The following is a 21,729-nucleotide window of genomic DNA, read 5'->3' as shown; positions in this document are numbered from 1 at the left end:
CCTCGGCCGAACACGAAGTCCGGCGGCCGATGCCATAGTCGTCCATTGTTCCCACAGCGGTCCGACGTCCCACAAGCCAAGATTAGACTGCCACTTCCGCGTTGGATATGACAATTCCATTGCGCCTTCCTTGACGCGGCCCGCGCCGTTTCCGACTTATCAAGACTTACCACGGTCCACGGCCGCCTTCCGGTACGGCGTGGCCGTCAGGGTACGGAGGTGTGGTGTCGCGTGGATTGATCGGGGATTTGGGCGATGCGGGCCAGCGGGCAGCCGACGGGCTGGCGCAGATGGCCAATCGGTTGGCCGGGACCACGCTGCGGCTGGGAGTCACGGGGCTGCGCCGTTCGGGCAAGACCGTCTTCATCACCTCGGTGCTGAACAATCTGCTGCTGGCCGGGCGCCTGCCGCTGCTGGAGGCGGTGTCCGGCGGCCGGCTGCGGGCGGCGCGCCTGGAGCCGCAGCCCGATCCCGCCGTGCCGCGATTCGATTACGAAGGCCATCTGGCCCAGCTGATGGCGCCGCATCCCGGCTGGCCCCAGGCCACCCGCGCCGTCAGTGAGATCCGCATCGCCCTGCGTTTCACGCCCCGGGCCTGGCTGCGCCGCCAGCTGACCAGCACCGCCACCCTGACCCTGGACATTGTCGATTATCCCGGCGAATGGCTGCTGGATCTGCCCATGCTGGGCCAGGATTATGCCGCCTGGTCGCGGACCATGCTGGATCTGGCCGCGGGGCCGGGCCGGGCGCCGCTGTCCCGCGCCTTCCTGGAGGATGTGGACACGCTGGACCCGGCCGGGCCGGCCGACGAGTCCACGGCGCGCCGGCTGGCCGACCGCTATACCGCGTATCTGCGCGATTGCCGCGCCAGCCGCGTCGGACTCAGCCTGTTGCAGCCCGGCCGCTTCCTGGAGCCGGGGGAGCTGGAGGGAGCGCCGGTGCTGACCTTCGCGCCGCTGCCGCCACGGGCCGCGGCCGGGCCGGGGTCGCTCCAGGCCCTGATGGCCCAGCGGTTCGAGGCCTACAAGGACAAGGTGGTGCGCCGCTTCTACCGCGAGCATTTCGCCCGGCTGGACCGGCAGGTGGTGCTGGTCGACGTGCTCTCCGCCCTCAATGCCGGGGCGCCGGGACTGGCCGATCTGGAGCGCGCCCTGGCCGCCACGCTGGAGAGCTTCCGCCATGGCAGCGGCGGCTGGCTGGGCTGGCTGGGCGGGGCCAGCATCGACCGCGTGCTGTTCGCCGCCACCAAGGCCGACCATGTGGCCGCGGCCCAGCATGCCCATCTGGCGGCACTGCTGGAAAGCTTCCTGGCCGGTCCCATCGGCGCCATCCGCTTCAGCGGGGCGGAGCTGCGCACCCTCGCCCTGGCCTCGGTCAAGGCCACCGACACGGTGCTGGCGGACTGGCAGGGGCAGCCCTTGCCCAGCGTCCAGGGCATCCCCCTGGGACGCGACAGGCCGGTGGTGGTCTTCCCCGGCGAGGTGCCGGCCAGCCACCACGAGATCGGGGCGGACGCGGCCGGCCGCTTCAACTTCACCGATTTCCGCCCGCCGCCGGGCCTGGGCCGCGACGGGCGCGGCCTGCCCAACATCCGTCTGGACAAGGCCTTGGAGTTCCTGGTGGGAGATCGGCTGGCATGAGCGCGGGACGCGATCACGGGCGTTCTCCCGAGAGGGGCCGGGGGGCCGAGACAGGAGTCGCTGCGGCAGCCAGCCGGCCGGCCTGGATTCCGCCGATGGAGTTCGATCCCGCCCGGGCGGTGCCTGCCCCGGCGGAAGAGGCGGCGGCCCTGGATGCGGCCCTGGACGGGGAGGGGCTGCCGCCCCCGTCCCCCCGCCGCCGGCTGCGGGCGGCCAGGGTGCTGGCCGGGTCGCTGGCGGCGCTGGTGCTGGTGGCCGTCGGCTTCGACACGGCCGACCTCATCGGCCGCGCCTTCGCCCTGTCGCCCTGGCTGGGCGGCGTGCTGTCGGGCCTGGGTGCCCTGGCCGTGGGCAGCCTGGGCCTGCTGGCCGGGCGGGAGGCGCGGGCCTATTTCCGCCTGCAGCAGGTGGATGCGCTGCGGACCCGCGCCCTGTCGCTGCGGGCGGCGGGCGGTCATGGCGGTGCGGCGCCCCTGATGCGGCGCGTCGCCGGCCTTTATGCCGGACGGGGGGACATGGCGGCCGCGGGCCGCGCGCTGACGGCCAGCGTCACCGATGCCCATGACGACCGCGAGCTGCTGGACCTGACCGAGGCCACGCTGCTGGCGCCGCTGGACCGGGCCGCCTACCGGCTGGTGCTGAAGGCCAGCCGCGACGTGGCCCTGGGAACCACCCTCAGCCCGTCGGCCCTGCTGGACACGGCCCTGGTGCTGTGGCGGACCATGCGGCTGCTGCGGGAGGTGGCCGGCCTCTATGCCGCGCGGCCGGGGCTGCTCGGCTCGGCCCGGCTGCTGCGGCGCATGGTGACGAACATGGGCATCGCCGGCCTGGCCGAATCCGGCGACAGTCTGGTGGCGGAGGCGCTGGGGGCGGGCGTGGTCGGCGCCGTCTCCTCCCGCCTGGCCCAGGGGCTGGTCAACGGGCTGCTGGTGGCCCGCATCGGCTTGACCGCCATGCATCTCTGCCGGCCACTGCCCTTCGCCGAGGACAGGCGTCCCCGCCTGACCGACATCCGCAAGGCCCTGCTGGCCCTGCCGAAGGAAAGACGCTGATCCCTGGCTCCGCCCTGGTCCCTGGCTCCGCCCTGGTCCCTGGCTCCGCCCTGGTCCCGGTGAGCCGAGCCCGGCGGGAGCGGATATAAGACCGCTTGGCCCGGTTCCGTGCTCCCGTCTATCCTTCCGGCTCCATAATGATCGGGCCATGGCCCGGAACAAGGAAAGGACACCGGTATGCGCATCCTGTTCCTGGGCGCCGGGGCCACCGGCGGCTATTTCGGCGGACGCCTGATGGAGTGCGGGGCCGACGTGACCTTCCTGGTCCGGCCGCGCCGGCAGGCCCAGCTGCTGTCGGACGGGCTGGTGGTGGACAGCCCCCACGGCGCGATCCGCCTGCCGGCCCAGACCATCCTGAAGCCGCGCCATGCCTATGCTCTGGTGGTGCTGACCAGCAAGGCCTTCGACCTGGACAGCGCCATCGAGTCTATCACCCCGGCCATGGGGCCGGACAGCGTGGTCATGCCGCTGCTGAACGGCCTCAACCATATCGACCGGCTGGAGGCCGCCTTCGGGCCGGAACGGGTGATGGGGGGCCTCTGCCATATCCCCATCACCATGGACCCGGACGGCACCATCCGGCACCTCAACCCCATCCACCGGCTGATCTTCGGCGCCCGCAGCCCGGCGCAGCAGCCGGTGGTGGACCGGCTGACGGCGGCGTTCACCGGCGCCCAGGTCGAGTGGAGCGTCAGCGGCCGGATCATGCAGGATCTGTGGGAGAAGTTCGTCTTCCTCACCACCCTGGCCGCCGGCACCTGCCTGATGCGCGGGTCGATCGGCGCCATCGTCCGCCAGCCCGGCGGCGAAGCCTTCCTGACCGGCCTGTTCGAGGAATGCCGGGCTGTGGCTGCCGCGGCCGGCCACGCGCCGCGTCCGGCGGTGGTGGCGGATTACCTTGGCCAGATCACCGACAAGGCCAGCACCGTCACCGCCTCCATGTACCGCGACGTGGCCGCCGGCAAACCGACCGAGGCCGAGCACATCCTGGGCGACATGGTGCGCCGCGGCGCCGCGCTGGGCGTGTCCACGCCGCTGCTGTCCCTGGCCCTGCTGCATCTGCGCACCTACGAGGCGCAGCGCCAGCCGGGGTGAGGGCGGATCGGGGGCAAGTGATGAGGGCAGGCGGTCAGACCGACCGCCGATGGGGCCTGTCCGCCCGCAGGCCGGGATAGGCGCAGCGCATCCCGACCTGCTCCCCCTTACCCCAGGGCGGCCGGCCGCGGTCCGCCGGTGGCCCAGTCCAGCAGCTCCACCGTATGCACGATGGGCAGGCCGGTGCCCTGGCCGATCTGGGTCATGCAGCCGATATTGCCGGCGGCGATCACGTCCGGCCGCACGCTTTCGATGTTTCGCACCTTGCGGTCGCGCAGCTGTGCCGCCAGATCCGGCTGCAGCAGATTGTAGGTGCCGGCGGAGCCGCAGCAGAGATGGCCCTCCGGCACCTCGACCAGCCGGAACCCGGCCTGTTTCAGCAGGTCGCGTGGCGGCCGGTGCAGCCGCTGGCCATGCTGCATGGAACAGGCGGAATGATAGGCCACCGTCAGCGGCTGCGGTGCCGCGGCCCCGTCCGGCAGGCCCAGCATGGCCACCACCTCGGTGATGTCGCGGGCCAGCGCCGACACTCTGGCCGCCTTCTCCGCCAGCGCGGGATGCTCCCGCAGCACGAAGCCGTAATCCTTGACCGTGGTGCCGCAGCCGGAGGCGGTGACGACGATGGCGTCCAGCCCGTCCCCCTCGATCTCGCGGCTCCAGGCCCGCACATTGGGGCCGGCGAAGTCGGGTTCCGCATGGCCGAGATGATGGGTCAGGGCACCGCAGCAGCCCACGCCCGCACTGATGACGACCTCGGCCCCCAGCCGGGTCAGCAGGCGGATGGCGGCCTCGTTGATGTCGGGGTTCAGCACCGGCTGCACGCAGCCGGCCAGCAGGCCCACCCGCATCCGCCGGGGGCCGATGGCGGGGATCACGCCCGGCCGCTCCTGCCGGCCGGGTCCATGCACCCGGGCCGGGGTCAGGTCCAGCATGGTGCGCAGGTCCTTGGGCAGCAGCGCCTTGAACGGCCGGGCCGCCCTGGCCGCCCGCAGGGCCACGCGGAAGCGGCCGCGATGGGGCAGCAGGTCCGCCAGCAGGCGCCGCAGCGCCTTGTCGGCCACAGGCCGCTCATAGGTGCGCTCGATATAGGTGCGGGCATGGTCCACCAGATGCATGTAGTGCACGCCCGACGGGCAGGTGGTCATGCAGGACAGGCAGGACAGGCAGCGGTCGATGTGGCGGGCCTCCACCGCCGAGGCGGGTCGGCCGCTCTCCAGCATGTCCTTGATCAGATAGATGCGCCCGCGCGGGCTGTCGCGCTCATCGCCCAGCAGCACATAGGTGGGGCAGGTGGCGGTGCAGAAGCCGCAATGCACGCATTTGCGCAGCACCTTCTCCGATTCCGCCACATCGGCATTGGCCAGCTGCGCCAGGGAAAAATTCGTCTGCATTCGCTGTCCGTCCTATCCACCGGCGGCCATGCGGCCGGGATTGAGAACCCCCTTGGGATCGAACTGCGCCTTGACCCGGGCCGTCAGCCGGGCCAGCGGCTCGGGCTGCGGCTGGAACACCGGCGTGGTGGCGCGTACCCCGTCGGGAGCGCGCATCAGCGTGGCATGCCCCTCCCCGGGCAGCGCGCCGCGCACCAGGCCGGCCCGCGCATCACCGTCCGGCAGCCCGACCCAGACCAGCCCGCCGGCCCAGTCCAGCCAGCCGATGCTGCCGGGTAGGGCGGTCCGGATGCGGTCCAGCACGGCCATGCCCTGCATGGGCGGCACCGACAGTTTCCACACCGCCCGCTCCGGCTGGCGGGCCAGCGGCGCCGCATCCCGCAGCTCGGCCCACAGCCTGGCGCTGTCCTCCGCCTCCAGCACGGCCGTCGCCGCCCGTCCCTCCAGCAGCCGGCCGAGATGGCCGAGCCGCGCCTCCACGCTGACGGCCACCCCCTCCAGCCGCAGCAGCACGCACGGGGTGCGCGGCGGCAGGCCGGGCCAGGGGAGGCCGGCGGGGACCCAGGCGGCGGCGGCCAGCTCGGCCGGGCTGCCCAGGGCGTCGGCCATGGCCTGGTGGGCGGCGGCACCGTCGATGCCCGCCAGCACCAGCGTCCGCGTCACCTCCGGCGCCGGCAGCACCTTCAGCACGATCTCGGTCAGGGCTCCCAGCGTGCCCAGCGCCCCGGTCAGCAGCTTGGGCAGGTCATAGCCCGTGACGTTCTTCACCACCTTGCCGCCGGCCCGGAACAGGTCGCCCCGGCCCGACACGGCGCTGATGCCCAGCACATGGTCGCGCACGGCCCCGGCCTTGAGCCGCCGCGGCCCCGACAGGCCGGCCGACACCAGCCCGCCCACGGTTCCCGCTCCGGCCGCCCCGCCCCATAAGGGCGACAGATCGGGCGGGTCGAAGGCCAGCATCTGCCGCCGCTCGGCCAGCGCCGCCGACAGATCGGCCAGCATCGTGCCCGGCTTCACCACCAGCAGCAGTTCCTCCGGCTCGTAGCTGACGATGCCGGACAGCCGCGACAGGTCCAGCGTATGGGCCGCCTGCACCGGCCGGCCGAAGCCCCGCTTGCTGCCACGGCCCAGCAGCTCCAGCGGCTGCTCCGCCGCCACAGCCCAGCGCATGGCCTCGATCAGCTGCGATTCTGTTTCGGGGGCCAGGGTGGTCATGGCGTTCCGCCTCGGTGGTGTCGCGGGAAATAGGTGGGTGCGATGCGTCGGGGTTCCCTGTGGTCTCCCCGACTTGCTGCCATCCCGATTCGGAGGCCGGCGTGAGGCCGCGCCGAACCCCGACGAGCCAGGCGGGATGGTGAAACCATCCTTAGAAGCGTGGAATGTCGGGGAAGGGCAGGCGGCCGCCCTGGACCACCATGCGGCCCAACTCGGCGCAGCGGTGCAGCGTGGGGAAGACCTTGCCGGGATTCAGCAGCCCGTCGGGATCAAAGGCGCATTTCAGCCGCATCTGCTGGGCCAGATCCTCCGCCCCGAACTGGTCTGTCATCAGGTCGCGCTTCTCGATTCCTACCCCGTGCTCGCCGGTCAGCACCCCGCCCACCTCCACGCACAGGCGCAGGATGGCGGCCCCCAGCTTCTCCGCCCGGTCGAACTCGTCGGCGTCGTTGGCGTCGAACAGGATCAGCGGGTGCAGATTGCCGTCGCCGGCGTGGAAGACATTGGCCACCCGCAGCCGGTACTCCCGTCCCAGCGCCTCCATGCGGGTCAGGACCGCGGGCAGCGTCCTGCGCGGGATGGTGCCGTCCATGCAGACATAGTCCGGGCTGATGCGGCCCACCGCGGGGAAGGCGGCCTTGCGCCCGGCCCAGAAGGCCAGCCGCTCCTCCTCGCTGGCGGACACCCGGCAATAGCTGGCACCGTGGCCGCGGGCGATGGCCTCCACCCGGGTGATCAGATGGTCCACCTCGGCCGCCGGCCCGTCCAGCTCGACGATCAGCAGGCTGGCCACGTCGCGGGGGTAGCCGGCCTGGACGAAATCCTCGGCCGCGTTCAGGGCGGCATTGTCCATCATCTCCATGCCGCCGGGAATGATGCCGGCGGCGATGACGGCAGCCACGGTGGCGCCGCCGGCTTCCACGCTGGGGAAGCCCAGCAGCACGGCCCGCGCCGTCTCCGGCTTCTGCAGGATGCGCACGGTGACCTCGGTCACCACGCCCAGCAGCCCCTCCGATCCCGTCAGCACCCCCAGCAGATCGTAACCCTCGGGGTCCAGATGCTTGCCGCCCAGGCGAATCACCTCGCCGTCGATGGTGACGAACTCCACCCCCAGCAGGTTGTTGGCGGTGACGCCGTATTTCAGGCAATGCACGCCGCCGGAATTCTCCGCCACATTGCCGCCGATGGAGCAGGCGATCTGCGAGGAGGGGTCGGGGGCGTAATAGAAGCCGCGGCCGGCCACGGCCTGGCTGATGGCCAGGTTGGTGACGCCGGGCTGCACCCGGACGGCGCGGTTGTCGTAATCGATCTCCAGGATGCGGTTCAGCCGCGACAGCACCAGCAGCACGCCGTCGGCCAGGGGCAGGGCGCCGCCGGACAGGCCGGTGCCGGCGCCGCGCGGCACCACCTTCACCCCCATGGCCCGGCAGACGCGCAGGGCGGCCGCCACCTCGTCCGTGCTGGCCGGAAGCACCACCACCAGCGGCATCTGGCGATAGGCGGTCAGTGCGTCCGTTTCGAACGGGCGCATGGAAGTTTCGTCGACGACGACTCCGCCGGGCACCGCCGCCTGCAACCGGGCGATCAGCGTCCCGCGCTCACGGATGATCCGCTCATCCGGCACCGGCATGCGCATGCCGTTCCCCCCGCATCCTGTTGGCCGCTTCTCGTCGGCTACGTCCTGTGGGAGGCCATGATGGGCCGCGTCGGGCCTTCATTCAACAGAGGGGAATCAAAAAGGCGCCCGGACTCTCCAAGGGAGGGGGCGCAAACCGGCGGACCGGAACGGGTGGGGCGGCGACGGATAAATCCCGGCCCAACAACGAAAACCGCGCCAAAGGGCGCGGTCTCATTTCCCGGAGCCGGGTGGCTCCGGGCCAAGCCTGTCGCGGATCAGCCCTGGCGGGCCTTGAAACGCGGGTTCAGCTTGTTGATGACGTAGACACGGCCCTTGCGACGGATCACGCGGCAAGCCTTGTGGCGGGTCTTCATCGACTTCAGCGAGTTGACGATTTTCATGATGGGTACTCGGCGCTGGGCTGTCCAAATGAGGCGCGGACCATAATCGCGCCGTTTCGTCCTGTCAACCGCCCCAGCCGGGCCGCAGCCAGGATTCTGCGGGGGCGTCGTGACCATTCGCCGATCCCGCGGGTTTAGGGGGGTGAGAACCTGTGATTGCCGCGTAGGGAGATGCCCACCATGGCCACCGCCCGCAGCCATGCCCGTGCCGAAGCCCGCGCCAGGGCTGTCCCGTCCCCGCTGCCGCTGGCCGCCGCCGGGGCCCTGGCGGCCCTCTGTGCCGCTGCCCAGCCTGCCTTTTCCCAGCCTGCCCTTTCCCAGGATGCCCCTTCCCAGGATGCTGGTCCCCGGGATGCCGCGCCGGCCGCCGCCTCTCCCCCTGCCTCTCCCGCCGCGTCCCCGGTCCGGCAGGCCCCGGCCAGCTTCGCCGATCTGGCCAAGGCCAAGCTGCCGGCGGTGGTGACCATCACCGCCACCGGCACCGCCGGAGGCGAGGCGGTGGCCGGCCCCGGCGGACCGGCGGTGCCGGGCTTGCCGCCGGGGGCCGGGCCGCAAGTCCCGGGCGGGCCGCCGATTCCCGTGCCGCCGGGATCTCCCTTCGAGGATTTCCTGGACGAGTTCTTCGGCCGCGGCGGTCCCGGCGGCGCCATGCGCCCGCGTGCCGTGCGTTCGCTCGGCTCCGGATTCGTCGTCGATCCGGCCGGCTATGTGGTGACCAACAACCATGTGGTCGAGAGCGCCGAGGAGATCGAAGTCACCTTCCAGGATGACCGTAGTTTCAAGGCCACGCTGGTGGGCACCGATGCCGCCACCGACATTGCCCTGCTGAAGATCGAGGCCGGCCAGCCGCTGCCGTCGCTGTCCTTCGGCGACTCCGACCGCATCCAGGTCGGCGACTGGGTCATCGCCATCGGCAATCCCTTCGGCCTGGGCGGGACGGTGACCGCCGGCATCATCTCGGCCCGTGCCCGCGATATCGGGGCCGGAAACTATGACGACTTCCTGCAGACCGACGCCGCGATCAACACCGGCAATTCCGGCGGCCCGCTGATCGACCTGGCCGGCGAGGTGGTGGGGATGAACACCGCCATCTTCTCCCGCACCGGCGGCAATATCGGCATCGGCTTCGCCGTGCCCTCCGGCATGGCGCGGGAGGTGGTGACCGCCCTGCGCGACAAGGGCTATGTCACGCGCGGCTATCTCGGCGTCACCATCCAGCCGGTGACGCCGGACATCGCCGACGCCTTGGGCATTGCCCCGCGCACCGGCGCGCTCGTGTCCTCGGTGGCTCCGGGCAGCCCGGCGGCCGATGCCGGACTGCGGCCGGGCGATGTCATCACCCAGGTGGATGGCCAGGGGGTGGAGCGGCCCCGCGACCTGTCACGCCGGGTGGCCGACCTCGACCCCGGCCAGCCGGTGAAACTCAGTCTGCTGCGCGACGGCAAGCAGCAAAGCCTCAGCGCCAAGGTCGGGGAACTGCCGCGGGCGGATCAGCAGGTAGCGGCGGTGACGGAGGCGCCGGCCCCCCAAGGAACGCTGGGGCTGATGCTGGCCCCGATCAATCCGGAGACGCGACAGCGCTTCGGCCTGGAGGAGGGGGCGGAAGGAGCGCTGGTCACGGCCGTGGCTCCGGGCTCTCCGGCTGCGGAACGAGGGTTCCGGCCCGGTGACATCATCACCCGCGCCAACCGAACCGATGTGAAAAGCCCGCAGGATGTGGCCGGTGCCGTCGAGGAGGCGCGCAAGGCCGGCCGCGACTCCGTCGTGGTGCTGCGCCGGACCGAGGAGGGGGCCGTGTTCGTGCCGCTGCCCCTGGCCGGGCCGGGGCAGGCGGGTTAGGACCGCCTCAGCTGAGATCGGGCGGCTTCATGGCGTAGAATCGGTAGACGCGCAGCCCGGCCGACAGGGCGGCCACCCGCCGCGCCCACAGTTCCACCTCCTCCACCACGGCGATCTTGGTGTCGCGGTCCATGCTGACCGTCTCCAGATGGTCCACCAGGGACTGGATGGCGGTCAGGATGTTGCTGCGGTGGAGGTCGGTATTGTCCTCGGTGATGCGCATGTCCATGTTGCGCTGCTGCAGGGCGGCCACATACTGCTCGACCGTCCAGGGATGGGGTTCCACCGGCTCCCGCTCCTGCCACAGGTCGAAGTCGCGTCCGCGCGGCGTCTCCGGATCGATGATGTAGTCGGTGAACAGCAGCTGGCCGCGGGGCTTCAGCGCGGCCTCGATGCAATCGATCATCCCATCCTTGTTGCGGATGGTGAACAGTGCCTCCTTGGAGAAGACGGCGTCCACCCGCTTGTCCCAGACCAGTGTTTCCAGATCGGCATACAGCACCGGGGCCTGCCGGCCGAGACCGGCCTTCTGGGCACGGGCCATGCCGGCGTCGGCCAGCACCGGGTTGTTCTCCAGCCCGGTCACCCAGGCCCCATATTGCTGGGCCATGGTTCGGCCGGCGCCGCCCAGACCGGCGCCGATGTCCAGCACGCTCATGGCCGGGTTCAGGCCCAGGGGCTTCACCAGTGTCGGGACGAATTCGGTGCTGCCGGGGGTGCAGAAGCCGACACCCCAGATCTTCTCGGCCACCTCGATGCGGGTGGCGCTCCACAGCGGCTTGCCGCTCCGGTTCAGATGCTTGCCGCCCGGGCCGCGGCCAGCGCCCGGGCCGCCCCCCTGGTGGCCGGCCGTGTGCGCGCCAAGCTCTTCCCCGCCGCCGCCATGCCGGTGCAGAAGGGCCGATAGATCATACCCTTCCCACCATGCCAGGAAGCGCTGCTTCAGCGACAGCTGGGCGGGTCCGGACGGGGGCAGGCTGACGGGGGCGGACATCGCGGGCGGCTGGACCACGGGGGCTCAAGGGCGACACACTCTACCGCGTGCCGTTTCCGGAAAAAACCATCATCAATACGGGCAATATCGTTATATTTGCATCGAACGATCATGCCGCGGCCGGGGGTCTCCGTTCCGGTGGAAAGGATGTCCGCCTCTTTCCCCCTTCTGTCCGCTCTGGTCATATTCGCCGGAGATGCGGATGCCGTTCATCCAGAGGGGGCACCCCGCACCTTTGATGGTGCATCGGTCCGACATCCGGTATAAGGTACGCGTGGGGTGGCTGCTCGACTCATCCGAATTCAGGGATTTCCCTGCGGGATGGAAACGGGTACTGTCCTTGCAGCCGGTCCGCCGGTGAAGTTCCTGACAACGTCCGAGTCGAGTTCACGATCACATGTACGAGCGCCGTTCTCCGCAGAGCCCGCAGATCACCCGTCGGAGCGTTACCGCTACCGTCAAATGGTATAACCCCACGAAGGGCTTCGGCTTCGTGACCCTCTCCGATGGGTCGCCGGACGCCTTTCTGCATGCGTCGGTGGTTCAGTCCGTCGGCCATGACAGCCTGGCCGATGGCACGACCATCGTCTGCGACCTGTCGCAGGGTCAGAAGGGTCCGCAGGTCGCGTCCATCCACAGCGTGGATGAGTCGACCGCCGCGGCGCCCGGTCCGCGTCGCAGCCCCGGTGGCTTCGGCGGCGGCGACCGCTTCGGTGGCGACCGCTTCGGCGGCGGCGGCTACGGCGATGCCCCGCGCGGCCCGCGTCCCCCGCGCAGCTTCGAGTCCGGCCCGACCGAGACCATCGAAGGCACCGTGAAGTTCTTCAGCGCCGACAAGGGCTTCGGCTTCGTCACCCCGGATGGCGGCGGCAAGGATGTGTTCGTTCACATCACTGCGCTGGAGCGGTCTGGCGTGCGCGCCCTGGTTCCGGAGCAGCGCGTGCGTCTGCAGACCAGCATGGGCCAGAAGGGTCCGCAGGCCAACCGCGTCGAGATCCTCTGATCTCGTCCGCAACAGGCCGTCGGAAAACCATCTGACGCAAGACTGTCTGGATCAGACTGTCTGACGCTCTGCGTCGAGCTTACGGGCTCGAGTTCAGTGTTGGGAAAGGGCGCCACCCTTCGGGGTGGCGCCTTTTTCTTTGTGGGTCCATGCCTTGGCGGGTCCGGTTCGGGCATGGTCTGTTGCCGGGCCACGCTTTTGCAGCGCACAATGGCAGGCACAGGACGATTGCCCGGATGGCCCTTCCCGACAAGGAGTCCCCATGCCCGCTGCCCCGTACCGCCGCTCACTCCCCCGTCAGATCCTGCTGAGCCTGCTTCTGCTTGTTCCTGTGACCGCCTCGGCCCAGTTGCAGGGGCCGGAGCCGTCGTCGCGGCTGGCGGACAAGGTGCTGGTGCGGGCGGAGCGGCAGATGGTGGTGGCCGCCAATCCGCTGGCGGCGGCGGCAGGGCTGGAGATGCTGCGTCAGGGCGGCACCGCGATCGACGCCGCCATTGCCACGCAGCTGGCCCTGGGCGTGGTGGAGCCGCAATCCTCCGGCCTGGGCGGCGGCGCCTTCGTGCTGGTGGCCCGGCCAGGGAGCGGTGTCGTCAGTTATGACGGGCGGGAAATGGCCGGGGCGGCGGTGACGCCGACCCTGTTCCTGGGCGCCGATGGCAAGCCCATGCCGTTCCTGCAGGCGCTGGAGGGGGGGCGCGCCGTCGGCGTGCCCGGTGTCCCGGCCCTGTTGGGGCTGCTGCACGCCAGGCATGGCAGGCTGCCCTGGGCCACGCTGGTCCAGCCGGCCATCCGTCTGGCCGAGCAGGGCTTCCCGGCGCCGCCGCGTCTGGTGCAGGTGCTGACCGAATGGCGGCCGGTGCTGGAAGGCAAACCCGATCTGGCCCGTGTCTATTACCGGGCCGGTGCGGAGGGGCTTCCCAAGGTCGGGGAGACCGTCCGCTTCCCGGAGATGGCGGAGACGCTGCGGCGCTTGGCCGCCCAGGGGCCGGACCTGTTCTACAAGGGGGCGCTGGCCGACGCCATCGTCACCCGGTTGCAGGCGGCCGCCGGTTCCGGCGGGGCCGCATCCGCTGGGCCGCCGGTGCTGACCAGGGCCGACCTGGAGGCCTACCAGCCGGTGGAACGCCCGGCCGTGTGCCGGCCCTATCGGGTCTGGACCGTCTGCGGCATGGGACCGCCCACCTCCGGCGGCATCGCCGTGCTGCAGATCCTGGCGCTGGTGGAAGGACATGACCTCAAGGGGCCAGGGCCGGCCAGCCCGACTGTCTGGCACCTGCTGACCGAGGCGGAGAAGCTGGCCTTCGCCGACCGGGAACTGTATGTGGCCGACCCCGATGCCGTGCCGGTGCCGGTGCGCGGCCTGCTGGACGGCGCCTATCTGGCGGCACGGGCCAAGGCCATCGATCCGGCCCATGCCGCCGCCGCCCCGGTGGCGGCCGGCAATCCGCCCTGGCGCGAAGGGGCGCTGTGGGGCAACGGCCCGGATTACGAGATCCCTTCCACCTCGCACCTGTCCATCATCGATGCCCAGGGCATGGTGGTGTCCATGACCACCTCGGTGGAATCGGCCTTCGGCTCCGGTCTGCTGGCCGGTGGGGTGGTGCTGAACAACGAGCTGACCGACTTCGCCTTCCTGCCCGTGCGCGACGGCAGGCCGGTGGCCAATGCGCCGGGGCCGCACAAGCGCCCGCGCTCCTCCATGTCGCCCATGCTGGTGCTGGACTGGGAGGGGCGGCCTGTCATGGCTGTCGGCTCGCCCGGCGGCAGCTCCATCATCGGCTATGTGGCGCAGGCGCTGGTCGGGCTGCTGGATTGGGGCCTGGATCCGCAGGCCGCGGTCAGCCTGCCCATCGTCATGAACCAGAACCGGCCGGTGACGCTGGTGGAGAGTCTGCCGCGGGCGGACGGGATTGCCACCGGGCTGGCCGTGTTGGGCCACACGGTGAAGCGCGATGCCGCCATCAGCGGCCTGCATGTGCTGGCGGTGACGCCCGCCGGCATCCTGGGTGGAGCCGACCCGCGCCGCGACGGCGTGGCCGTCGGGGATTAGGCCCCGGAATGGAAAGCCGGCACCGCCGGATGGCGGCGCCGGCAATCGGTTGGATCACTTCTTCCCGATCAGGGTGCCGGCGCCGCCCTCGGTGAACAGCTCCAGCAGGATGGCATGGGGCACGCGGCCGTCCAGGATCACGGCGCCGTCCACGCCGTTCTCCACGGTCTCGATGCAGGTCTCCAGCTTCGGGATCATGCCGCCGGTGGCGGTGCCGTCGGCGATGGCCCGCTTGGCCCCGTCCACGCTCAGCGCCGGCACCAGGTTCTTGTCCTTGTCCAGGAACCCGGCCACATCGGTCAGCAGCAGCAGGCGCGTGGCCTTCACCGCGGCGGCGATGGCGCCGGCGGCGGTGTCGGCGTTGATGTTGTAGGTCTGGCCGTCCTCGCCGATGCCGATGGGAGCGATGACCGGGATCAGATCGGCCTGGCGCAGCTTCTCCAGGATGCCGGGATTGATGCGGAACGGGTCGCCGACGAAGCCCAGATCGACCACGCGCTCGATGTTGCTGTCCGGGTCGCGCTTGGTGCGCGTGACCTTGCGGGCCTCGATCAGGTCGTCGTCCTTGCCGGACAGGCCGATGGCATCGCCGCCGGCATCGTTGATCAGGGCGACGATCTGCTTGTTGATGCTGCCGGACAGCACCATTTCCGCCACTTCCATGGTCTCGCGGTCGGTGATGCGCAGCCCGTCCACGAACTCGGACTTGATCTTCAGCCGTTCCAGCATGCGGCCGATCTGCGGCCCGCCGCCATGCACGACGATGGGATGGATGCCCACCTGCTTCATCAGCATGATGTCATTGGCGAACTGCACCGCCAGGTGCTCGTCGCCCATGGCGTGGCCGCCATACTTCACCACGATGGTCTTGCCGGTGTAGCGCCGCATATAGGGCAGCGCCTCGGACAGGGTGCGGGCCTTGGCAAGCCATGCCTCACGATCGGGCGACGGCGTGGCGGCGGACGGGGCGGTCATGGGCGGCTCCGGTCTGGCAGCGGGTGCCCGGACGGGCGGGCAAACGGCCGAGTGTCTATCACCCGCGGGGCACAGGGGCAATGCGTGAGTGGCGCCGGATCACGGCCGTGCGATCCCGGTGAAAAGCCCTTTGTCCCGCTGGAGGGAGTGCCTACTATCCGGCGGTTGTACATAAGAACAGGGACCTTCCATGGTTTTCCACGCTGGGAGCAAGACGTTCCTCCTCCTCGCCACGGCCGCTATTCTCGGGGGCGCGCCTGCCGCCCTGGCACAGCCTGCAAAGGCGCCCGCCACGGCGGCCAGACCGGCGGCCGGGGTCGAGATCCCGTATGAGCGCTTCACCCTGCCCAACGGCCTGCGGGTGCTGGTCCATACCGACCGCAAGGCCCCGGTGGTGGCCGTGGGCGTCTGGTACCATGTGGGCAGCAAGGACGAGAAACCGGGCCGCACCGGCTTCGCCCACCTGTTCGAACATCTGATGTTCCAGGGGACGGAGAACTACAAGGGCGAATGGTTCACGCCGTTCGAGCGCGTGGGCGCCACCGACCAGAACGGCACCACCTTCCTGGACCGCACCAACTATTTCCAGACCGTGCCGACCACGGCCCTGGACATGACCCTGTGGCTGGAATCCGACCGCATGGGCCATTTCATCGACTCGGTCGATCAGGCCAAGCTCGATGAGCAGCGCGGCGTCGTCCAGAACGAGAAGCGCCAGGGCGAGAACCGCCCCTATGGCCGGACCTGGGAATATCTGCTGAAGGGCCTGTTCCCGGCGGGCCATCCCTACAGCTGGACCACCATCGGCTCGATGGAGGATCTCCAGGCCGCCTCGCTGGAGGATGTGAAGACCTGGTTCCGCACCTATTACGGCCCCAACAACGCCGTGCTGGTGCTGGCCGGCGATATCGACGTGCAGACGGCCAAGCCGCTGGTGGAGAAGTATTTCGGCGATATCGGGCCGGGTCCCATGCTGGGCCGCGACCTGATGAAGGTGCCGGACCGCCGCGACAACACCCGCAGCCGCATCGAGGACCGGGTGCCGCAGCCCATGCTGAACCGCAGCTGGGCCGTTCCCGGCCGCGGCAGCCGTGACAGCGCCCTGCTGGACCTGGCGGCCCATGTCCTGGGCGGCGGCAAGACCTCGCGCCTGTACAAGGATCTGGTCTATGACCGCCAGATCGCGACCCAGGCCTCGGCCAACCTGTCCGAGTTCGAACTGGCGTCGATCTTCGGCCTGTCGGTGATGCCCAAGGCCGGTGTCAAGCCGGAGGAGGCGGAACAGGCCATGGAGCGCGTGGTCCGCGCCTTCCTGGAGAAGGGGCCGACGGCGGAGGAACTGGAACGGGCCAAGACCCAGTACCGCGCTGCCGTGCTGCGCGGTCTGGAGAAGGTGGGCGGCTTCGCCGGCAAGGCCACCATGCTGGCCGAAGGCGAGCTTTACAACGGCGATCCCGGCCATGTGACCACCTGGCTGCGCTGGATCGAGACCGCGACTCCGGCCGAGGTGCAGGCCGCCGCCCGTGAATGGCTCGGCCGCGGCTGGCATCAGGTCGATGTGGTGCCGGTGCCGGCCTTCTCCGTCAGCGGCGGCGGTGCCGACCGCTCGGCCCTGCCGGCGGTCAGCAGCTTCCCCGACCTCAGCTTCCCGGCCATCGAGACGGCGACCCTGTCCAACGGCATGTCCGTGTCCCTGGCCCGGCGCACCGCCGTGCCGACCGTGACCGTGGCCCTGCAGTTCGATGCCGGCTATGCCGCCGACCCGGCGGACAAGCCGGGTGTGGGCGGCATCACCATCAACCTCATGGATGAGGGCACCAAGGCCCACAGCGCCCTGGCGCTGGCCGCCGATCTGGAGGCGCTGGGGGCCGATCTGTCGCTCAGCAACAGCCTGGACAGCGCCTATGCCAGCATCGACGCGCTGAAGGACAAGCTGGACCCCAGCCTGGCCCTGCTGGCCGAGGTGGTGCGGGAGCCGGCCTTCAAGCAGGAGGAGCTGGACCGTGTCCGCCCGCGCCTGCTGGCCGGCATCCAGCAGGAGAAGGCCAATCCGCAGAATCTGGCGTGGCGCCTGCTGCCGCCGGCCCTCTACGGCAAGGATCATGCCTATGGCAAGCCGCTGACCGGCAGCGGCACCGAAGCCGTGGTGAAGTCCGTCACCCGGGATGATCTGGTGGAGTTCCACCGCACCTGGATACGCCCGGACAATGCCCGCATCTTCGTCGTCGGCGACACCACCCTGAAGGAGGTGATCCCGGCACTGGAGAAGGCGTTCGGCGGCTGGAAGGCCCCGGCCACGCCGAAGCCGGCGAAGAATCTGGCGGCCGTGAAGCCCCAGGGGACGCGGGTCGCCCTGATCGACCGCCCGGATGCGCAGCAGAGCTACATTCTGGCCGGACGCGTCGGTCCGGCCTATGCGGAAAAGGACGACATTCCGCTGTCTGTGGCCAACGACGTCATCGGCGGCATGTTCACCGCCCGCCTCAACATGAACCTGCGCGAGGCCAAGGGCTGGAGCTACGGCGTGCGCAGCGGGCTGCGCAGCGCGGTGGGACAGCAGCCCTGGGTCATCAGCGCCCCGGTGCAGACCGACAAGACCGGGGACGCCCTGGCCGAGATCCTGAAGGAGCTGAAGGATGTGGCCGGAAGCCGTCCGGCCACGGCCGATGAGATCGCCAAGTCGGTGGAGAACTCGGTCCGCTCGCTGCCCGGCCAGTTCGAAACGGCCGACGCGGTGCTGGGCCAGATGCTGGGCGATGCCCGCTATGGCCGCAAGCCCGACTACATCCTCAGCATCAAGGGCCAGTACGAAGGGCTGACTCCCGCCGATGTGTCCGGCGCCGTCGGCACCCTGGCCAAGACCGACGACCTGCTCTGGGTCGTGGTCGGCGACCGCAAGAAGATCGAGACGGCGGTGCGCAACGCCAATCTCGGCCCGGTGGAGATCTGGGACACCGACGGCAACCGCCTGCAGTGATCTGCTCCAACGGAAACGCCCCGGCCGTGCCAACGGCCGGGGCGTTCTATTGTCCGGCCTGACACGGGCACAACCCCGTGGGCCGGTCAGGCCGCCGGATCAGCCAGCCGGATCAGCCAGCCGGGTCGGCCAGCCGGGTCAGGGTGGCGCGCAGTTCGGCGATGCCCAGGCCGGCCTCGGACGAGGTGACCATGACCTCGGGATGGGCGGCGCCGTGCTTGGTCAGGGCCTGGGCCACGGCGGCCTGGGCCTTGGGAATGGCGGCGTTGGTCAGGGCGTCGGCCTTGGTCAGCACGATCTGATAGGGCACGGCGGCCTGGTTCATCATCTTCATCATGTCGATGTCGTGCGGCTTCAGCCCGTGGCGGCTGTCGATCAGCACCAGGGCGCGCTTCAGCGTCACCCGGCCCTTGAGATACTGGCGGATGAAGGCGGTCCAGGCCTCCGACCGTTCCTTCGATACCTTGGCGTAGCCGTAGCCCGGCATATCCACCAGCACCAGCCGCTGGCCCAGATTGAAGAAGTTCAGCTGCTGGGTGCGGCCGGGGGTCTGGCTGGTGCGGGCCAGGGTCTTGCGCCCGGTGAGCGCGTTGATCAGGGACGACTTGCCCACATTGGAGCGGCCGGCGAAGCAGATCTCCGGCAGGACCGCCTCGGGCAGGGTCGTGGCCGCCTCGGCACCCCAGAAGAAATCGCATTCCTTGGCGAAGAGCAGGCGCCCGGCCTCGATCTCCTCGGCGCTGAGATCGCCGATCAGGCTGGGGATGATGCGGGGCGTGGACATGGGCGTGCTCCTCCGAAACCGAATGCCCGAAAAACAAACTCCCTCTCCGGGCGGGCGAGGGAGCGGGGCGGTGCCGCGGCACCGCCCGGTCACACGACCCGGCCCGGCATGCGCCGGGCCGGGACAGGGCGGGTCAGGCCGCCTTGGCGTTCAAGCGCCGGGTGATGAACCACTGCTGCAGGATGGCCAGCAGGTTCGACCAGGTCCAGTAGATCACCAGGCCGGCCGGGAAGGAGGCCATCATGTAGGTGAAGATGAAGGGCAGGGCCAGGAACACGCGCTGCTGTACCGGGTCCGGGTTGGCCGGGCTCATCTTCTGCTGCAGGAACATGGTGGCGCCCATCAGCAGCGGCCAGATGCCGATATGCAGGAAGGTGGGCGGATCCCAGGGGATCATGCCGAACAGGTTGAACAGCGTGGTGGGATCGGGCGCCGACAGGTCATGGATCCAGCCGTAGAAGGGCGCGTGCCGCATCTCGATGGTGACGTACAGCACCTTGTACAGGGCGAAGAAGACGGGGATCTGCAGCAGGATCGGAAGGCAGCCCGCCAGCGGGTTGGCCTTCTCCTCCTTGTACAGCTTCATCATCTCCATCGACAGCTGTTCGCGGTTGTCGCCCAGGCGCTTGCGCAGCTCCTCCATCTTGGGCTGCAGCCGCTTCATCTTGGCGAACGCCTCGTACTGCTTGTTGGCGATCGGGAAGAAGGCGCCGCGCAGGAACACGGTGAAGATCAGGATGGCGATGCCGAAATTGCCGACGGCGCCGCCCAGGAAGTCCAGGGCATAGAAGAACGGCTTGGTCAGGAAGCGGAACCAGCCCCAGTCCACCGCCATGTTGAAGCGCTCGACGCCCAGATTGTCCTCATAGTGGTTGAGGATATCCACGACCTTGGCACCGGCGAACAGCCGTTGGGCCGTCTCCGTGCTCTGGCCCGGCTCCACGGTCACGGCCGGAGCGCGGTAGTCGATCTGGTAGATGTCGGTGGCGCCCTTCTGGTGCAGCACGCGCACATCCACCGAGGTCTTCTGGTCGGGGATCAGGCTGACCAGCCAGTACTTGTCGGTGATGCCGATCCAGCCGCCGGTGGTGGTCATCTCCTTGGCGGTTTCGCCCTGCAGGTCCTTGTATTTGAACTCCTGCAGCACGCCGCCGATGATGCCGACCGGACCCTCGTGCAGGATGTACATGCCCGAGGCGTGCGGGGTGCCGCGGCGCTGCACGAAGCCATAGGGGTGCAGCACCACGGCCTGGCCGCCGGTGTTGCGCACGCGCTGGGTCACCGTGAACATGTAGTTCTCGTCCACGGCGATGGTGCGCTCGAACACCAGCCCCTGGCCGTTGTCCCAGCTGAGCGTCACCGGCGTGCCCGGCTCCAGCCGGTCGGCGCTGGCGCTCCAGACCGTGTTGGCCCCGGGCAGGGCCACGGCACCGCCATTCCCGGCCACCCAGCCGAACTCGGCGAAGTAGGGATCCACCGCACCCACCGGCGACAGCAGCACCACTTCCGGGCTCTTGGGGTCGGGGGTGACGTTGTAGTTGGCCAGCGTCAGGTCATCCAGCCGGCCGCCCTTGAGGTTGATCGAGCCGTGCAGGCGCGGGGTGTTGATGGTCACCCGGCCGCTCTCGCCCAGAACCGCGTCGCGGCTGCGCAGGGGAGCCTGCGCAATGGCGGCGGCATCGACGCCCGGCGTGGTCGGCGCCGGCGGCGGCGCGGTGCCCGGTTCGGCCGGCGTGATGGTTTCGCCGGACAGCGCCTGCTGCCGGGCGAGATTCTCCTGCTGCGCCTTCTGTCGCGGCAGCTCCACGAAGAAATGGAACCCGAACAGGATCGCGACCGAGATCACGATCGCCAGGATAAGATTCTTCTGGTCCGTCATGTGTGCTTGTTCCAGGTTCCAGCCCCGTTGTGCAGCGGGGATAATCAGGGAGACGGCGGAATTGTAAAGGCCCGCGGCTCAATGCCGGCCGCAACAGTGCCCCGCGTGGCCCTGTGCCGCGCCCTGCCGGTCCGGCGGCGGCACCGGGTCCCAGCCCGATCCGCCCCAGGGGTGGCAGCGCAGGATGCGGCGCAGGCTCAGCCAGCTTCCGCGCAGGGCGCCATGCCGGGCCAGCGCTTCCAGCGCATATTCGGAACAGGTGGGGGCGAAGCGGCAGCGCGGACCCAGCAGCGGCGATATGAACCAGCGGTATAGCAGCACCAGGCCGCGCAGCATCCAGGCCAGCGGGCTCACGGCGTGCCCTCCGCGGCCGAGGGCGGCTGCGGCGGCACCGGGGGAACCGGCGCGGGCGGCGAATCGGACGCCGGTCCGCGCAGGGCCTTCAGCTTCTTCAGGGCCTGGGTGATATCGCGCTTGAGGTCGGCCCAGGGCCGACCCACGGTCTCTGCCCGGGCCACCAGCACATAGTCCTGGCCCGGCGCCGCCTGCTCGGCCAGCACCTCGGCCACGGCCGCGCGCAAACGACGACGGGCGCGGTTGCGTGCAACCGCGCCTCCAACTTTCTTGCTGGCGGTCAGCCCGACCCGGATCGGCGGTCCGCCGGGGTCCGGGTGCTGTCTGTCATCGTGGACCCGTGCCTGGAGCAGAACCCCCGGCATGGCCCATTTCCGACGGGCCCCGGCCACGGCCAGGAACTCCGGCCGCCGGGTCAGGCGCCCCACCTTGCCTTTGGCGAGGCGCGCCACGACGGCAGGC

General features: G+C 70.1%; 17 protein-coding genes. 7 read left to right on the top strand and 10 right to left on the bottom strand.

Annotation, left to right across the window (positions count from 1 at the left end):
* The first annotated feature begins 224 nt into the window (after positions 1-224).
* From DK368_RS15945 to panE, 3 genes are all read left to right on the top strand, one after another.
* Positions 225-1,640, top strand: a complete 1,416-nt coding sequence (locus DK368_RS15945) for a YcjX family GTP-binding protein (RefSeq protein ID WP_114395025.1) — start codon at positions 225-227, stop codon at positions 1,638-1,640.
* Positions 1,641-1,735: 95 nt separating this feature from the next.
* Positions 1,736-2,692 (top strand): TIGR01620 family protein, encoded by a 957-nt coding sequence (locus tag DK368_RS15940; protein ID WP_240002530.1) that lies wholly within the window; start codon positions 1,736-1,738, stop codon positions 2,690-2,692.
* Positions 2,693-2,869: 177 nt separating this feature from the next.
* Positions 2,870-3,787 (top strand): 2-dehydropantoate 2-reductase, encoded by a 918-nt coding sequence (gene panE, locus DK368_RS15935; RefSeq protein WP_114394962.1) that lies wholly within the window; start codon positions 2,870-2,872, stop codon positions 3,785-3,787.
* 107 nt (positions 3,788-3,894) lie between these two features.
* Here the strand turns inward: panE and glcF are convergent, their stop codons facing one another.
* From glcF to ykgO, 4 genes are all read right to left on the bottom strand, one after another.
* A complete protein-coding gene (gene glcF / locus DK368_RS15930) occupies positions 3,895-5,178 on the bottom strand; it encodes a glycolate oxidase subunit GlcF (protein ID WP_114394961.1) in 1,284 nt (427 codons plus the stop codon).
* Between the two features lie 12 nt (positions 5,179-5,190).
* On the bottom strand, positions 5,191-6,393 hold the full coding sequence (gene glcE / locus DK368_RS15925; protein ID WP_114394960.1) for a glycolate oxidase subunit GlcE: 1,203 nt from the start codon (positions 6,391-6,393) through the stop codon (positions 5,191-5,193).
* A gap of 151 nt (positions 6,394-6,544) precedes the next feature.
* Positions 6,545-8,029 (bottom strand): FAD-linked oxidase C-terminal domain-containing protein, encoded by a 1,485-nt coding sequence (locus DK368_RS15920; protein ID WP_114394959.1) that lies wholly within the window; start codon positions 8,027-8,029, stop codon positions 6,545-6,547.
* A 257-nt stretch (positions 8,030-8,286) separates the two neighbouring features.
* Positions 8,287-8,412: a type B 50S ribosomal protein L36 gene (ykgO, locus tag DK368_RS15915; RefSeq protein ID WP_029014073.1), complete on the bottom strand. Its 126-nt coding sequence runs from the start codon at positions 8,410-8,412 to the stop codon at positions 8,287-8,289.
* Positions 8,413-8,592: 180 nt separating this feature from the next.
* Between ykgO and DK368_RS15910 the strand changes: the two genes are divergently transcribed.
* Complete coding sequence (locus tag DK368_RS15910) at positions 8,593-10,251, top strand: DegQ family serine endoprotease (protein WP_114394958.1); 1,659 nt, start codon at positions 8,593-8,595, stop codon at positions 10,249-10,251.
* A gap of 7 nt (positions 10,252-10,258) precedes the next feature.
* On the opposite strand, the gene DK368_RS15905 is transcribed toward DK368_RS15910, so the two are convergent.
* Positions 10,259-11,245 carry an SAM-dependent methyltransferase gene (locus tag DK368_RS15905; RefSeq protein WP_114394957.1) on the bottom strand — a complete coding sequence of 329 codons (987 nt, stop codon included), beginning with the start codon at positions 11,243-11,245 and terminating at the stop codon, positions 10,259-10,261.
* Between the two features lie 397 nt (positions 11,246-11,642).
* On the opposite strand from DK368_RS15905, the gene DK368_RS15900 reads away from it, so the two are divergent.
* Both DK368_RS15900 and ggt read left to right on the top strand, forming a co-directional pair.
* Positions 11,643-12,248, top strand: a complete 606-nt coding sequence (locus DK368_RS15900; RefSeq protein WP_114394956.1) for a cold-shock protein — start codon at positions 11,643-11,645, stop codon at positions 12,246-12,248.
* 262 nt (positions 12,249-12,510) lie between these two features.
* Positions 12,511-14,298 (top strand): gamma-glutamyltransferase, encoded by a 1,788-nt coding sequence (gene ggt, locus DK368_RS15895; protein ID WP_114394955.1) that lies wholly within the window; start codon positions 12,511-12,513, stop codon positions 14,296-14,298.
* Between the two features lie 54 nt (positions 14,299-14,352).
* Here ggt and argB read toward each other — a convergent pair whose 3' ends face one another.
* A complete protein-coding gene (argB, locus tag DK368_RS15890; protein ID WP_114394954.1) occupies positions 14,353-15,273 on the bottom strand; it encodes an acetylglutamate kinase in 921 nt (306 codons plus the stop codon).
* 190 nt (positions 15,274-15,463) lie between these two features.
* Between argB and DK368_RS15885 the strand changes: the two genes are divergently transcribed.
* Positions 15,464-18,250, top strand: a complete 2,787-nt coding sequence (locus tag DK368_RS15885; protein WP_114394953.1) for a M16 family metallopeptidase — start codon at positions 15,464-15,466, stop codon at positions 18,248-18,250.
* A 112-nt stretch (positions 18,251-18,362) separates the two neighbouring features.
* Here the strand turns inward: DK368_RS15885 and yihA are convergent, their stop codons facing one another.
* From yihA to rnpA, 4 genes are all read right to left on the bottom strand, one after another.
* Positions 18,363-19,034, bottom strand: a complete 672-nt coding sequence (yihA, locus tag DK368_RS15880) for a ribosome biogenesis GTP-binding protein YihA/YsxC (protein ID WP_114394952.1) — start codon at positions 19,032-19,034, stop codon at positions 18,363-18,365.
* Positions 19,035-19,167: 133 nt separating this feature from the next.
* Positions 19,168-20,913, bottom strand: a complete 1,746-nt coding sequence (gene yidC / locus DK368_RS15875; protein WP_114394951.1) for a membrane protein insertase YidC — start codon at positions 20,911-20,913, stop codon at positions 19,168-19,170.
* 78 nt (positions 20,914-20,991) lie between these two features.
* On the bottom strand, positions 20,992-21,267 hold the full coding sequence (gene yidD, locus DK368_RS15870) for a membrane protein insertion efficiency factor YidD (protein WP_240002529.1): 276 nt from the start codon (positions 21,265-21,267) through the stop codon (positions 20,992-20,994).
* A complete protein-coding gene (rnpA, locus tag DK368_RS15865; protein WP_114394950.1) occupies positions 21,264-21,719 on the bottom strand; it encodes a ribonuclease P protein component in 456 nt (151 codons plus the stop codon). Before rnpA ends, yidD begins: the two co-directional genes overlap by 4 nt.
* Positions 21,720-21,729: the final 10 nt, after the last annotated feature.

The sequence above is a fragment of the Oleisolibacter albus genome, from assembly GCF_003336875.1.
Taxonomy (GTDB): domain Bacteria; phylum Pseudomonadota; class Alphaproteobacteria; order Azospirillales; family Azospirillaceae; genus Niveispirillum; species Niveispirillum album.
The sequence above is the reverse complement of the archived record's forward strand: the minus strand, read 5'-3'. Positions and strand labels throughout refer to the sequence as shown.

Bases quoted from the DNA above. Each gene is read 5' to 3' on its own strand.
- ggt (WP_114394955.1), top strand. From the start codon at position 12,511: ATGCCCGCTGCCCCGTACCGCCGCTCACTCCCCCGTCAGATCCTGCTG.
- ykgO (WP_029014073.1), bottom strand. From the start codon at position 8,412: ATGAAAATCGTCAACTCGCTGAAGTCGATGAAGACCCGCCACAAGGCT.
- glcF (WP_114394961.1), bottom strand. From the start codon at position 5,178: ATGCAGACGAATTTTTCCCTGGCGCAGCTGGCCAATGCCGATGTGGCG.
- DK368_RS15920 (WP_114394959.1), bottom strand. From the start codon at position 8,029: ATGCGCATGCCGGTGCCGGATGAGCGGATCATCCGTGAGCGCGGGACG.
- glcE (WP_114394960.1), bottom strand. From the start codon at position 6,393: ATGACCACCCTGGCCCCCGAAACAGAATCGCAGCTGATCGAGGCCATG.
- DK368_RS15905 (WP_114394957.1), bottom strand. From the start codon at position 11,245: ATGTCCGCCCCCGTCAGCCTGCCCCCGTCCGGACCCGCCCAGCTGTCG.
- DK368_RS15900 (WP_114394956.1), top strand. From the start codon at position 11,643: ATGTACGAGCGCCGTTCTCCGCAGAGCCCGCAGATCACCCGTCGGAGC.
- DK368_RS15885 (WP_114394953.1), top strand. From the start codon at position 15,464: ATGGTTTTCCACGCTGGGAGCAAGACGTTCCTCCTCCTCGCCACGGCC.
- yidC (WP_114394951.1), bottom strand. From the start codon at position 20,913: ATGACGGACCAGAAGAATCTTATCCTGGCGATCGTGATCTCGGTCGCG.
- panE (WP_114394962.1), top strand. From the start codon at position 2,870: ATGCGCATCCTGTTCCTGGGCGCCGGGGCCACCGGCGGCTATTTCGGC.
- yihA (WP_114394952.1), bottom strand. From the start codon at position 19,034: ATGTCCACGCCCCGCATCATCCCCAGCCTGATCGGCGATCTCAGCGCC.
- argB (WP_114394954.1), bottom strand. From the start codon at position 15,273: ATGACCGCCCCGTCCGCCGCCACGCCGTCGCCCGATCGTGAGGCATGG.
- DK368_RS15940 (WP_240002530.1), top strand. From the start codon at position 1,736: ATGGAGTTCGATCCCGCCCGGGCGGTGCCTGCCCCGGCGGAAGAGGCG.
- DK368_RS15910 (WP_114394958.1), top strand. From the start codon at position 8,593: ATGGCCACCGCCCGCAGCCATGCCCGTGCCGAAGCCCGCGCCAGGGCT.